Source organism: Pseudomonas sp. UBA6562, from assembly GCF_002434265.1.
GTDB lineage: Bacteria > Pseudomonadota > Gammaproteobacteria > Pseudomonadales > Pseudomonadaceae > Aquipseudomonas.
In genome coordinates this window covers 354293-367203 of record NZ_DJJS01000001.1, presented here as the reverse complement: position 1 = coordinate 367203, position 12911 = coordinate 354293, and the positions used below count along the sequence as shown (strand labels likewise).

The window sequence follows — 12911 nt, the reverse complement described above, 5'->3', positions numbered from 1 at the left end:
TCTGTTGCAGCACAGCCCCAGCCAGGATCGGCCGCGCATGCCTGCACCCTCTGACCCCGCCAGCTCATGGTTCGCCACCCGCGGCTGGACGCCCTTCGCTTTCCAACGCAAGGTCTGGGCGGCCGTCGGCCGGGGCGAGTCCGGCCTGCTGCACGCCAGCACCGGCGCCGGCAAGACCTACGCGGTATGGCTGGCCGCCGTCCGCGCCCTGGCCGGCAAACGCGGCGCCAGCGGCACGGTGCGCCAGCCCGCACCCTTGCAGGTACTGTGGATCACACCCATGCGCGCCTTGGCCGCCGACACCGCCAAGGCCTTGCAAGCGCCGCTCGAAGACCTGCAACTGAACTGGTCGGTGGGCGTGCGCAGCGGCGACACCCGCAGCGCCGAGCGCGCCCGGCAGGCACGCCGCCTGCCCACCGCACTGATCACTACGCCGGAAAGCCTTACCCTGTTGCTGACCCGTGCCCAGGCAGAGCAAGACTTCACCAGCCTGCGCATGGTGGTGGTCGACGAATGGCACGAATTGCTCGGCAGCAAGCGCGGGGTGCAGTTGCAACTGGCCCTGGCACGTCTGCGCCGCTGGCATCCGGGTTTGGTGGTGTGGGGCCTGTCGGCGACCCTGGGCAATCTGGACCATGCACTGGACGTCCTGCTGCCAGGCGGCGGCCAGTTGATCCAAGGGCGGCAGGACAAACGCATGGACGTCGACACCCTGCTACCGCCCGACATCGAACGCTTCCCCTGGGCCGGGCATATGGGCCTGAAGTTGCTGCGCCAGGTCATCGAACAGATCGAGGCCAGCAGCAATTGCCTGGTGTTCACCAACACCCGTGCGCAATCCGAGCTCTGGTACCAGGCCGTGCTCGATGCGCGGCCCGACTGGGCCGGGCTGATCGCGCTGCACCATGCGTCCTTGGCGCGCGACACCCGCGATTGGGTCGAGCGCAGCCTCAAGCAGGGCACGCTTAAGGCGGTGATCTGCACGTCGAGCCTGGACCTGGGCGTGGACTTCCTGCCGGTCGAGCGCGTATTGCAGATCGGCTCGACCAAAGGCATCGCACGCCTGGTGCAACGTGCCGGCCGCTCCGGTCACGCGCCGGGCCGGCCGTCGCGCATCACCCTGGTGCCGACCCACAGCCTGGAACTGGTGGAAGCCGCGGCCTGCCGTCAGGCCCTGGCGGCCGGTTACCTGGAAGGTCGACGCTCGCCCCGGCTGTGCATGGACGTGCTGGTGCAACACGTGGTGAGCATGGCGCTGGGCAGCGGTTTCGTCGCCCAAGAGCTGCTGGCCGAAGTGCGCAGCACCTGGGCTTTCCACGAGCTGCGCGACAGCCAATGGCAATGGGCGTTGAGCTTCGTCTGCCATGGCGGCGACTCGCTCAGCGCCTACCCCGATTACCAGCGTGTGGAACTGCACCCCGACGGCCGCTACCGCGTCGTCAGCGAGCGCCTGGCGCGGCGCCACCGCATGGGCATCGGCACCATCGTCAGCGACGCGACCCTGCAGCTCAAATACTGGAGCAAGGGCGGTGGCGGCAAGCACTTGGGCAGTGTCGAAGAATCCTTCATCTCGCGCCTGCGCCCTGGCGACACCCTGGTCTTCGCCGGCCGCGTGCTGGAATTGGTGCGGGTGGAAAACATGACCGCCTACGTGCGTCGCAGCACCGCGCGCAAGGCTGCCGTGGCGCGCTGGAGCGGTGGGCGCATGCCTTTGTCGGGCGAACTGGCGCAAGCCTTGGTGGCCCAGTTGGACGCCGCCGCCCATGGTCGCTACGACAGCCCGGAGATGCGCGCCGTGCGCCCCCTGTTGGCGGTGCAGGCCGGCTGGTCGGCGCTGCCCACTGCCGACACGCTGCTGGCCGAAACCCTCGACACGCGGCAGGGTTCGCACCTGTTCCTCTACCCCTTCGCCGGGCGCTTGGCCAACCTGGGCCTGGCCAACCTGATCGCCTGGCGCGTGAGCCAGACGCAGCCGCTGTCGATTTCCATCGCCGTCAACGACTACGGCTTCGAGCTGCTCAGCCCCAGCGCCGTGGATTGGGCTGCGCACTTGCCGGCGGCGCTGTCCACCGACAACCTGCTCGAAGACGTGACGGCCAGCCTCAACGCAGGTGAGATGGCCTTGCGGCGCTTTCGTGAGATCGCCCAGATCGCCGGGTTGGTCTTCGGCGGCTACCCGGCGGCGCAAAAGAGTACGCGCCAGATCCAGGCGTCCAGTGGCTTGTTCTATGAGGTGTTCCGCAAGCACGACGCGGACAACCTGCTTCTGGGCCAGGCCCGTGACGAGGTGTTGCGTGAGGAGCTGGAAATCGAGCGTTTGAACGAACAACTGCTGCGCATCACCGGGCTGCGCCTGGACCTGCATCGCCTGCAACGCCCCAGCCCTCTGGGTTTCGCACTGTTGGTCGAAGGGCTGCGCGACACCATGAGCAGCGAGAAACTGGCTGATCGCATCGCCCGGATGGTGGCAGATTTGGAGAAGGTAGCGGACCGTGGATAAACGGCTGTTGTCCAGCGGCGCCGTAGCGCCGGAGTCGATTGGCGAACACCGCGTGATCGAGCATTGTGGCGAGCCTTTGTGGCTACTGGCGGATAAGGCGATCTTCTGGCCGGCACAAAAGGCATTGCTGGTGGCCGACGTGCACATCGGCAAAGCCGCCAGCTATCGGGCGCTGCACCAGCCTGTGCCGCGGGGCACAACGCAAGCCACGCTGGACCGCCTGACGGCCTTGCTGGCGCACTACCCATGCGAGCGGTTGATCATTCTGGGCGACTTCCTGCATGCCCGCAGCGGTCGTTCGCCAGCTACCCTCGCGCGTTTGCAAGCCTGGCGCGAAGCGCATCCCGCGCTCGACATGGTGCTGGTGCGTGGCAACCACGACCGCCATGCGGGCGACCCGCCGAGCGAACTGGGCATCGATATAGTCGAAGAACCCTGGTTGCTTGGGCCCTTCGCTTTGCAACACGAGCCCGACCCGCACTTGGAACGGCCAGTGTTGGCCGGTCACGTGCATCCTGCGTTTGTCCTACGCGGGCGCGGCAGGCAGCGCTTGCGCCTGCCGTGTTTCGTAATCGACGAGCGCGTCAGCCTACTGCCAGCGTTCGGCGAGTTCACCGGGGGGTGGAACGTAGACCGCCAGCCAGGCACCCGATTGTTCGTCGCGGGCGCTGGACAGGTCTGGCCGGTCTGAACCCGATCAGGCAACAGGCGTGGGTGGCGGCTCGTCGGGTACGGTCGGCTCACCGGGTTCTTGCGGCTGAGGGAAATCGGGATCGGGCTGGCCAGGTATGCCACCGAGGTAATGCGGCATGGGCGGCACGGGCGGGTGGGCGAGGAGCGACCAGACAGGTGCGCCAATCTGGTTGGGTTGAAGTCCTGCCAGCTTGGCGCTGACGGCAGCGTGAAGTTTCATAGGCTTCTCCTGTCGAAGCGCTGCGGCGCGTTATGCGCCCGCAGCGTTACTGACTGTTTGGAGTGCCTATCTTGGAAACAATTCCCGCAGCTTGTCGGGCTCAGGTACGTGGCAATGTGACGCCACGCTGCCCCTGGTACTTGCCGCCACGGTCTTTGTAGGACACTTCGCATTCCTCATCCGATTCGAGGAAGAGCATTTGCGCCACGCCTTCGTTGGCGTAGATCTTCGCCGGCAGCGTGGTGGTGTTGGAGAATTCCAGGGTCACGTGCCCTTCCCATTCCGGCTCCAACGGCGTGACGTTGACGATGATGCCGCAACGCGCATAGGTGCTTTTGCCCAGGCAGATGGTCAGCACGTTGCGCGGGATGCGGAAGTATTCGACGGTACGCGCCAGGGCGAACGAGTTGGGCGGGATGATGCAAACGTCGCTCTTGATGTCGACGAAGCTGCCGGCATCGAAGTTTTTCGGATCGACGGTGGCCGAATTGATGTTGGTGAAGACCTTGAATTCGTCGGCGCAGCGCACGTCGTAGCCGTAGCTGGAAACGCCGAAGGAAATCACCCGGCTGTCTTCCTCGCCGCGCATCTGGCGCTCGACGAACGGCTCGATCATGCCGTGCTCCTGTGCCATGCGGCGAATCCACTTATCCGATTTGATGCTCATGGCGGGGTGTCCTGAAAATACGAAAGAAAACGAGAGGCGCATCTTACCGGTCCCGGCGCCAGGGTTAAAGTTCCCGGTCCAGGCCCCTTGTACGGCGCGGCTTGGGCCGTCGGTCGAGCTGAATCGATGCAATGCGCATCTAGACCATTGGCAGGCTGTGGAAAGTGGGTTAAGGTGTCGCCACTGTGCTGCACGTGACACCGAGAATCTCTAGTTTGATGCACGATTTCCATCGGCCCATCGCTGAATTTTCCTACTCTTTGCACTCAGTCCGGCCGGGGCGTTTCCTGTGCCGAAATCAACTTTGTCCAAGGAGACAGACACATGTCCAACCGTCAAAACGGTACTGTTAAGTGGTTCAACGATGAGAAAGGCTACGGCTTCATCACCCCGCAATCGGGCGATGACCTGTTCGTGCACTTCAAAGCCATCCAAGCTGACGGCTTCAAAACCCTGAAAGAAGGCCAAGCTGTTACTTTCGTCGCTACCCGCGGCCAGAAAGGCATGCAGGCTGAAGAAGTACAACTCGCCTAAGTCGAGTTCGCTTCCTCGCTTCGAAAAAACCCGCCTCGGCGGGTTTTTTTATGGGCGCGATACAGGCGACCCTTGCAGCGGCAGCGGTAGTGCCGCTGCAAGGGTTTGGATCAGTCGTCGCTGACGGTGATGTTCGGCATGGCCGGTGCGACGCTCGCCTGCCGGGCGATACGCGCGCCCACCGAACGTGCCAGCTCCTGGTACACCAGGGCTATCTGGCTGTCCGGCTCGGCGATGGCCGTGGGTTTGCCATTGTCGGCCTGCTCGCGGATCAGCATCGACAAAGGCAGCGAAGCCAACAGGTCGACATCGTAATGGCTGGCGAGCTTCTCACCGCCACCTTCGCCGAACAGGTGTTCGGCATGGCCGCAGTTCGAGCAGATGTGCACGGCCATGTTCTCGACCACGCCCAGCACCGGTATGTTGACCTTGCGGAACATCTCCACGCCCTTCTTGGCATCGAGCAAGGCCAGATCCTGGGGTGTGGTCACGATCACCGAGCCGGCCACCGGCACCTTCTGCGCCAAGGTCAGCTGGATGTCGCCCGTGCCCGGCGGCATGTCGATGACCAGGTAGTCGAGATCGTCCCAGGCGGTTTGCGTCACCAACTGCAATAGCGCGCCCGAGACCATCGGGCCACGCCAGACCATCGGCGTGTTCTCGTCGGTCAGGAACGCCATCGACATGACTTCGACGCCATGGGCCTTGATCGGCACGAACCATTTCTGCTCACGCACCTGGGGCCGCGTGCCCTCGGCGATGCCGAACATGATGCCTTGGCTGGGCCCGTAGATGTCGGCGTCTAGAATGCCTACCCGAGCGCCCTCGCGCGCCAAGGCCAACGCCAGGTTGGCCGCGGTCGTCGACTTGCCCACCCCACCCTTGCCGGAGGCCACGGCGATGATGTTCTTGACGTTGCTCATGCCCGGCACCTGGGCCTGGGCCTTGTGCGGCGCAATGACGCAATCGACGCTGACCGACGCCTGCTCGACACCCTCGATGTGTTCGAGGGCGGTGGACAGCACCTGCGCCCAGCCCTGGACGAACAGCCCAGCGGCGTACCCCAACTGCAGTCGCACGCCGACGCGGCCACCGTCGATGTCGATGGCCCTCACGCAACCGGCGCTGAGCGGATCTTGATTCAGATAGGGGTCGGTGTACTGGCGCAGTACATCTTCTACTGCGGCACGTGTGACGGCACTCATGGAGGCTCCCGCTGCAAGACAGTCAATGGATCGAGGGGGCTATGCTAACCCGTCAATCGTCAGCAGATGTGCACGCGGGGTGAAATATATCGCCTGGCACTTTATAGTGGCCGATCAACTTTTCGTCATTCAAAGCAGATAAGTAGCCGAGCCACCATGTCCGAGCCACGTCAGATCCTAGTCACCAGCGCCTTGCCATATGCCAACGGTTCGATCCACCTTGGCCATATGCTCGAGTACATCCAGACGGACATGTGGGTGCGCTTCCAGAAGATGCGCGGCAACCAGTGCATCTATGTCTGCGCCGACGACGCGCACGGTTCGGCCATCATGTTGCGCGCCGAGAAGGAAGGCATTACGCCCGAGCAACTGATCGCCAATGTCCAGGCCGAGCACAGTGGCGACTTCGCCGATTTTCTGGTCGATTTCGACAACTTCCATTCCACGCATTGCGAAGAGAACCGTGAACTTTCGGCCTGGGTCTATACCCGCCTGAAAAACGCCGGACACATCGCCACGCGCTCGGTCACGCAGTATTTCGACCCTGAAAAAGGCATGTTCCTCGCCGACCGGTTCATCAAGGGCACCTGCCCCAAATGCGCTGCCGACGACCAGTACGGCGACAACTGCGAAAAGTGCGGCGCCACTTATGCGCCTACCGAACTGAAAAACCCGAAGTCGGCCATTTCCGGCGCCACGCCCGAACTGCGCGACTCCCAACACTTCTTCTTCAAGCTGCCCGACTTCCAGTCGATGCTCGAGCAATGGACGCGCAGCGGCACCTTGCAGGATGCGGTCGCCAACAAGCTGTCCGAATGGCTCGATGCCGGCCTGCAGGAATGGGACATTTCCCGCGACGCGCCGTATTTCGGCTTCGAGATTCCAGGCGAGCCCGGCAAGTTCTTCTATGTCTGGCTGGATGCGCCGATCGGCTACATGGCCAGTTTCAAGAACCTCTGCGCGCGCCGCCCGGAGCTCGATTTCGATGCGTTCTGGGGCGCCGATTCCACGGCCGAGCTGTACCACTTCATCGGCAAGGACATCGTCAATTTCCACGCCCTGTTCTGGCCCGCCATGCTCGAAGGCGCCGGCCTGCGCAAGCCGACGGCGGTCAACGTGCACGGCTACCTGACGGTCAACGGGGCGAAGATGTCCAAATCGCGCGGCACCTTCATCAAGGCCCGCACCTACCTGGACCACCTGGCCCCCGAATACCTGCGTTATTACTACGCGGCCAAGCTGGGCCGCGGGGTGGACGACCTCGATTTGAACCTCGAAGACTTCGTGCAGAAGGTCAACTCCGACCTGGTGGGCAAGGTGGTCAACATCGCCAGCCGCTGTGCAGGCTTCATCCACAAGGGCAACGACGGCATGCTGGTGGCCGGCGATGCCGCACCGGCGCTGACCGAGGCGTTCGCCAACGCCACGGCGTCGATCACCGAGGCCTACGAACACCGCGATTTCGCCCGTGCCATGCGCGAAATCATGGCACTGGCCGACCGCGCCAATGCCTGGATCGCCGAGCAGGCACCTTGGGCGCTGGCCAAGCAGGAAGGCAAGCAGGCTGAAGTCCAAGCCATTTGTGCGCAGGGCATCAATCTGTTCCGCCAACTGGTGATCTTCCTCAAGCCGGTGTTGCCGCTGCTGGCCGCCGACGCTGAAGCCTTCCTCAATGTGCCGCCGCTGCGCTGGAACGATCTGGGCTCGCGCCTGGAAAACCACCAGCTCAATGTCTTCAAGCCCTTGATGAGCCGTATCGAGCCGACCAAGGTCGAGGCGATGGTCGCGGCCAGCCAGGAAGACCTGGCTGCCGCCAACGCCGAAGCCGCGACCGGCAACGGCGAGCTGAAGAAAGACCCGCTGGCCGCGCAGATCGAATTCGATACTTTCGATGCGGTAGACCTGCGCGTCGCGCTGATCGTCAAGGCCGAGGCGGTCGAAGGCGCCGACAAGCTATTGCGTCTGACCCTGGATATCGGTGACGAGCAACGTAACGTGTTTTCCGGGATCAAGTCCGCCTATCCGGACCCAAGCCAGCTCGAAGGCCGGCTGACCATGATGGTCGCCAATCTCAAACCGCGGAAAATGCGCTTCGGCGTGTCCGAAGGCATGGTCATGGCCGCAGGCCCTGGTGGCACGGAAATCTATCTGCTCAGCCCTGACAGCGGCGCCAAACCAGGCCAACGCATCAAGTGACTCTTGGCCGGTACTGGTCACGGCGCGAACGCCTGGCCAGTACCCTCATCGTTCAATACGACGTCCGCCGGCTTGCGCGCCCGACACGGACATCGCCACGCCATCGACGGAACCATGAACGCGACCAAACGCCTGGAAATCTTTCGCAGGCTGCATGAAGACAACCCCGAACCCAAAACCGAACTGGCCTACACCACGCCGTTCGAGTTGCTGATTGCCGTGATCCTGTCGGCGCAGTCGACCGATGTGGGCGTCAACAAGGCGACCGCTCGCCTTTACCCAGTCGCCAATACGCCTGAAGCGATCCACGCCTTGGGCGTAGAGGGCTTGAGCCAGTACATCAAGACCATTGGCTTGTACAACAGCAAGGCCAAGAACGTGATAGAGACCTGCCGCCTGCTGGTCGAACGGCATGGCAGTCAGGTGCCTGAAACCCGCGAGGCCTTGGAGGCGCTACCAGGCGTGGGTCGTAAAACGGCCAACGTGGTGCTGAACACGGCCTTTCGCCAGCCAGCCATGGCGGTGGACACGCATATTTTTCGGGTCAGCAACCGCACCGGTATTGCGCCGGGAAAGAACGTAGTGGAAGTTGAACAGAAGCTGGTCAAGTTCGTGCCCAAGGCCTATCTGCTCGATGCCCATCACTGGCTGATCCTGCACGGCCGCTACGTGTGCCAGGCGCGCAAGCCGCGTTGCGGTAGCTGTCGAATCGAGGACCTGTGCGAGTACAAGCACAAAAGCTCTGACGATTGAAGCAATAGAAACTACCTGCGCTGTTGATTGAAAAAATCTTTTTTACCGCACTCCGCATTCTCGCTATAAGGACGGCCATTGGCCCCTTATGCCGTGGAGTGATGGATGAGTACCGATAAAGACGACGACCTGCTCGATGACGACTTCACCGCCGAAGAGGAAGCGCCTGCTCCCATCGAGCAAGCGAAAATCAATCTGAGCAGACGCCGGACCATCGACAACCTGCTCGAAGAGCGGCGATTGCAGCGGCAGCTTACGGACTTCGACTACGACTTTTGACGGTCGTCGACCCTGCCCAGGCCGCCCTTGGCGTTTCGATCAGACCAGGCTATGGCGCTGGGCAAGCTCGATCAGATCGACCAACGAGCGAGCATTGAGCTTGAACAATAGGCGGCTCTTGTAGGTGCTTACCGTCTTGTTGCTGAGAAACATGCTGTCGGCAATCTCTTTGTTGGATCGGCCTTTAGCCAACTGTTGCAATACCATCATCTCGCGACTGGACAGTCGCTGGACCATCTCCGATTCGCTGCCGCCTCCGGGACTACGCGTAGTGTGAATGGCCTGGTTGGGGAAGTAGCTGTAACCCGACAAAACCGCCTTGATCGCGCTCAACAACTCCGTCAGTTCCTGTTGCTTGCAGACGTAGCCGGCAGCTCCTGCCTGCATGCAACGCATGGAGAAATGCCCAGGCGATTGCGAGGTCAGCACCAGCACCTTGCTCTCAGGGCTCAAGGCCTTCATTCGGGCGATGACCTCGAGCCCGTCGAGCTTGGGAATACCGATATCGAGAATGACGATGTCGGGCAGCAGGTCCCGGGTGAGTTGCAGCGCATCGACCCCATTGTCGGTTTCTGCGACGACGTCGTACCCATGCCGCTCCATCAACATGCGTACGGCCAGACGAATGACCGGGTGATCGTCCACGATCAGCACTTTGTTCATGCGATATCCATCTACTCGTTGTTGAATTAGAGAAGCGCAATAACGAGCAAGACTAACTCCAGGAATCCATGCTGTCCGGCCAGTAATGACCGCCAGGATCAGGCCTACAGCAAGTAAGGAAAATTCCTACATTTTGTTAGAAATTTAAACACTATTGGTTGGCACAACAGGCTTGTACAACGGCAAGACCCAAGGGTACCCAAATGTCGCGAAGGGTCTGCTTGACACGAACATAGGGAAGTCGCCCAGGTGTCAATCCGTGCCGGGCAAGCGTAGATAGCTTAAAAGCCCTTGCAGACACCGCCGCCATGAACAAGACAGATCCCATCAGCCCACTGTCCATCATCGCCATCTTCGCTGGAATCATCGAAGCCTCGGCGCTGGCGTCGCTGCCGTTCCTGAGCCGCGAAAGCCAATACATCTATACCTGGTTCCTGGTCGGATTCCCTTTCTTCCTGACCGTGCTGTTCTTCCTCACCCTCAACTTCAACTACCGCTCGCTGTGGAAACCTGCTCCCCGGCCCACTTCGCCTACAGTCGTCGCCATGGCGCCGGGCATCCTGTCCTTCGCGCCAGTCGAGCCGCCGTTGACCCTGGCGCTATCGGGCACCGACACCCAACGAGAAATCGAGCAGCGCTTACTCAAAGCCATGGTTCAGGAACTGGACCAGGAACGCGCCTGGGTCATCTATGATCTCGAAAAGCGCAGGCGTGTCTGCTTGGTACTTAGCCCGAACATGGTCCCGTCCGGCTATTGAGGTGAAGCGAAGGGCAAAAAAAACCCCAGCCATCGGCTGGGGTTCTTGCACAACAGCGACGACTCAGAGCAGCGAGCGACCCTTATTCGCGGCAATGCGCATGCGCAGGGCATTGAGCTTGATGAAGCCTGCGGCGTCGGCCTGATTGTAGGCGCCGCCGTCCTCTTCGAAGGTCGCGATGTTGGCATCGAACAGCGAGTCATCGGACTTGCGGCCGACCACGGTCACGTTGCCTTTGTACAGCTTGAGGCGCACGACACCGTTCACGTTCATCTGCGAGGCGTCGATCATCTGCTGCAGCATGACGCGCTCCGGGCTCCACCAGTAGCCGGTGTAGATCAGGCTGGCATACTTGGGCATCAGCTCGTCTTTGAGGTGGGCCACTTCACGGTCGAGGGTGATCGACTCGATGGCGCGGTGGGCGCGCAGCATGATGGTGCCGCCTGGGGTTTCGTAGCAACCACGGGACTTCATGCCCACGTAACGGTTCTCCACGATGTCCAGACGACCGATGCCGTTCGCGCCGCCGATCTTGTTGAGCTCGGCCAACACGGTGGCTGGGCTCTTCTCGACGCCGTCGATGGCGACGATGTCGCCATTGCGGTAGGTCAGTTCCAGGTAGGTGGCCTGGTCCGGCGCGTTCTCCGGAGAGACGCTCCAGCGCCACATGTCTTCTTCGTGCTCGGTCCAGGTGTCTTCCAGAACGCCGCCTTCATAAGAGATGTGCAGCAGGTTGGCGTCCATCGAGTACGGCGATTTCTTCTTGCCGTGGCGCTCGATCGGGATGGCGTGCTTCTCGGCGTAGTCCATCAGTTTTTCGCGCGAGAGCAGGTCCCATTCACGCCATGGGGCGATGACTTTGACGCCCGGTTTGAGCGCGTAGGCACCCAGCTCGAAGCGCACCTGGTCGTTGCCTTTGCCGGTGGCGCCGTGGGAAATGGCGTCGGCGCCGGTTTCGTTGGCGATTTCGATCAGGCGCTTGGCGATCAGCGGGCGAGCGATGGAAGTACCCAGCAGGTACTCGCCTTCGTATACGGTGTTGGCGCGGAACATCGGGAAGACGAAGTCGCGCACGAATTCTTCGCGAAGGTCGTCGATGTAGATTTCTTTGACGCCCATCGCCTGGGCCTTGGCGCGGGCCGGTTCGACCTCTTCGCCCTGCCCCAGGTCAGCGGTGAACGTCACCACTTCGCAGTCGTAGGTATCTTGCAGCCACTTGAGAATCACCGAAGTATCAAGGCCGCCGGAATACGCCAGTACGACCTTTTTTACGTCCGCCATGCCATCACTCCACGGGTTGTACGGAAAGCCTCGGATTCTACCGGCCTTGCGCGCAGATTTACAGGGGCGCGACAGCTTGTGACGGCAAAGCGACAGGACCTCAGGTGCCGGCTGCTTTCGCGGCACCCTGCACGGGGCCCTTGGCGGCGGCCGGCGCGGGGGCGGACGACGTAGTGGATGGGGTGCTGCCAGGCGTTACCGGTGCGCTGCCGCTTGCCGGCGCCTGTGCCGGATTCGGCGAAACGCTCTCTGCAGATTTGGCGGCAGGCTTGGCCGCAGGTGCGACACGATCGAGCTGAATGCTCACGCGGCGGTTGCGCGCGCGATTGGCGGCGCTGTTGTTCTTGGCCAGCGGATACCGCTCGCCATGGAAGCGCACCACGATCTGCTCCATGGGCACGCCCTGGCTCACCAGGTAGTCGGCCACCGCCAGCGCGCGTCGCCGTGAAGTGTCGCGGTTGGTCAGGCGGTTGCCGCTGTTGTCGGAGTGGCCGTCCAGCTCGATGTGGTTCACCGTCGGATCGGCCTTGAGGTAGGCGAGGATCAGGTCCAGGCGCGCACGGGCGGCGGCGTCCAGCTCGACGCCCGCGCCGGGGAAGCCGACCTGGGTCTGGCGCACCTGGTCGTAATTCATCGGCAGCAGCTTGCCAGCACAGGCCAGGTAATCTTCGAAGCCCTTGCTGAAGTTCACCGGCAAAACCCGCACTTCGATCGGTTGACCGCCCTCGCCCGAAGCCTTGCGTACCACCGCGCTGCGCCCGTCGAGCAACCCGCTGATCACGCGGCTGGCCTGGGCTTGGGTCGAGCTGAACAACACGCCACCGGCGCCCAGGCGCACGCTACCCAGGCCGATGTCGCCGCGCCCGGGCTGCCAGGGCGCGGCGGCGGCCGACAGCGTGGCGCTGCCAGTGCCGAGCAGGTGGCTGTCCGAGCGCAGGCCGAAGGTCGGCTGTTCGCCGGCGCGGCGGGTGAACTCACCGCTGCCGAACCCCTTGATGGGCTGGATCAGACGACATTCGAACTGATCGCCCTCGACCTTCCAGGCCGCGTCTTCAAGGCGGCTTTGCAAGGTCACGGCGCCCGCCGGCAAAGTAGCGAACAGGGTAAACAGGATCAGGTAACGCTGGCGCACGGGCGGCTCCATGAATCGTTGCGGCATACC

Annotated in this window: 13 protein-coding genes; 7 read left to right on the top strand and 6 right to left on the bottom strand. The window is 62.5% G+C overall.

The window, feature by feature from the left end:
- Positions 1-37 precede the first annotated feature (37 nt).
- Together B4M43_RS01685 and pdeM are read left to right on the top strand one after the other, a co-directional pair.
- Positions 38-2500, top strand: a complete 2463-nt coding sequence (locus B4M43_RS01685; RefSeq protein WP_296263517.1) for a ligase-associated DNA damage response DEXH box helicase — start codon at positions 38-40, stop codon at positions 2498-2500.
- Between the two features lie 37 nt (positions 2501-2537).
- Complete coding sequence (gene pdeM / locus B4M43_RS01680) at positions 2538-3191, top strand: ligase-associated DNA damage response endonuclease PdeM (protein WP_296263618.1); 654 nt, start codon at positions 2538-2540, stop codon at positions 3189-3191.
- A gap of 6 nt (positions 3192-3197) precedes the next feature.
- Here pdeM and B4M43_RS01675 read toward each other — a convergent pair whose 3' ends face one another.
- Together B4M43_RS01675 and dcd are read right to left on the bottom strand one after the other, a co-directional pair.
- Complete coding sequence (locus tag B4M43_RS01675; RefSeq protein ID WP_296263515.1) at positions 3198-3413, bottom strand: hypothetical protein; 216 nt, start codon at positions 3411-3413, stop codon at positions 3198-3200.
- A gap of 100 nt (positions 3414-3513) precedes the next feature.
- Positions 3514-4080: a dCTP deaminase gene (dcd, locus tag B4M43_RS01670; RefSeq protein WP_296263513.1), complete on the bottom strand. Its 567-nt coding sequence runs from the start codon at positions 4078-4080 to the stop codon at positions 3514-3516.
- Between the two features lie 324 nt (positions 4081-4404).
- On the opposite strand from dcd, the gene B4M43_RS01665 reads away from it, so the two are divergent.
- Positions 4405-4614 carry a cold-shock protein gene (locus B4M43_RS01665; protein ID WP_209872702.1) on the top strand — a complete coding sequence of 70 codons (210 nt, stop codon included), beginning with the start codon at positions 4405-4407 and terminating at the stop codon, positions 4612-4614.
- 110 nt (positions 4615-4724) lie between these two features.
- Here B4M43_RS01665 and apbC read toward each other — a convergent pair whose 3' ends face one another.
- Positions 4725-5819 carry an iron-sulfur cluster carrier protein ApbC gene (gene apbC, locus B4M43_RS01660; RefSeq protein WP_296263508.1) on the bottom strand — a complete coding sequence of 365 codons (1095 nt, stop codon included), beginning with the start codon at positions 5817-5819 and terminating at the stop codon, positions 4725-4727.
- A 156-nt stretch (positions 5820-5975) separates the two neighbouring features.
- Here apbC and metG point away from each other — a divergent pair, with 156 nt between their 5' ends.
- The 3 genes from metG (at position 5976) to B4M43_RS01645 (ending at position 9047) form a co-directional block, all read left to right on the top strand.
- Positions 5976-8015: a methionine--tRNA ligase gene (metG, locus tag B4M43_RS01655; protein WP_296263506.1), complete on the top strand. Its 2040-nt coding sequence runs from the start codon at positions 5976-5978 to the stop codon at positions 8013-8015.
- Between the two features lie 114 nt (positions 8016-8129).
- Positions 8130-8768, top strand: a complete 639-nt coding sequence (nth, locus tag B4M43_RS01650) for an endonuclease III (RefSeq protein WP_296263504.1) — start codon at positions 8130-8132, stop codon at positions 8766-8768.
- Between the two features lie 105 nt (positions 8769-8873).
- Positions 8874-9047 carry a PA3496 family putative envelope integrity protein gene (locus tag B4M43_RS01645; RefSeq protein WP_296263502.1) on the top strand — a complete coding sequence of 58 codons (174 nt, stop codon included), beginning with the start codon at positions 8874-8876 and terminating at the stop codon, positions 9045-9047.
- A gap of 39 nt (positions 9048-9086) precedes the next feature.
- On the opposite strand, the gene B4M43_RS01640 is transcribed toward B4M43_RS01645, so the two are convergent.
- Entirely contained in the window at positions 9087-9710 is a 624-nt protein-coding gene (locus tag B4M43_RS01640; protein WP_296263501.1) for a response regulator transcription factor, read from the bottom strand.
- Between the two features lie 308 nt (positions 9711-10018).
- On the opposite strand from B4M43_RS01640, the gene B4M43_RS01635 reads away from it, so the two are divergent.
- Complete coding sequence (locus B4M43_RS01635) at positions 10019-10468, top strand: hypothetical protein (RefSeq protein ID WP_296263499.1); 450 nt, start codon at positions 10019-10021, stop codon at positions 10466-10468.
- 63 nt (positions 10469-10531) lie between these two features.
- Here the strand turns inward: B4M43_RS01635 and B4M43_RS01630 are convergent, their stop codons facing one another.
- Together B4M43_RS01630 and B4M43_RS01625 are read right to left on the bottom strand one after the other, a co-directional pair.
- Positions 10532-11749, bottom strand: a complete 1218-nt coding sequence (locus B4M43_RS01630; protein WP_296263497.1) for an argininosuccinate synthase — start codon at positions 11747-11749, stop codon at positions 10532-10534.
- 100 nt (positions 11750-11849) lie between these two features.
- Complete coding sequence (locus B4M43_RS01625) at positions 11850-12881, bottom strand: flagellar protein MotY (RefSeq protein WP_296263495.1); 1032 nt, start codon at positions 12879-12881, stop codon at positions 11850-11852.
- Positions 12882-12911 lie beyond the last annotated feature (30 nt).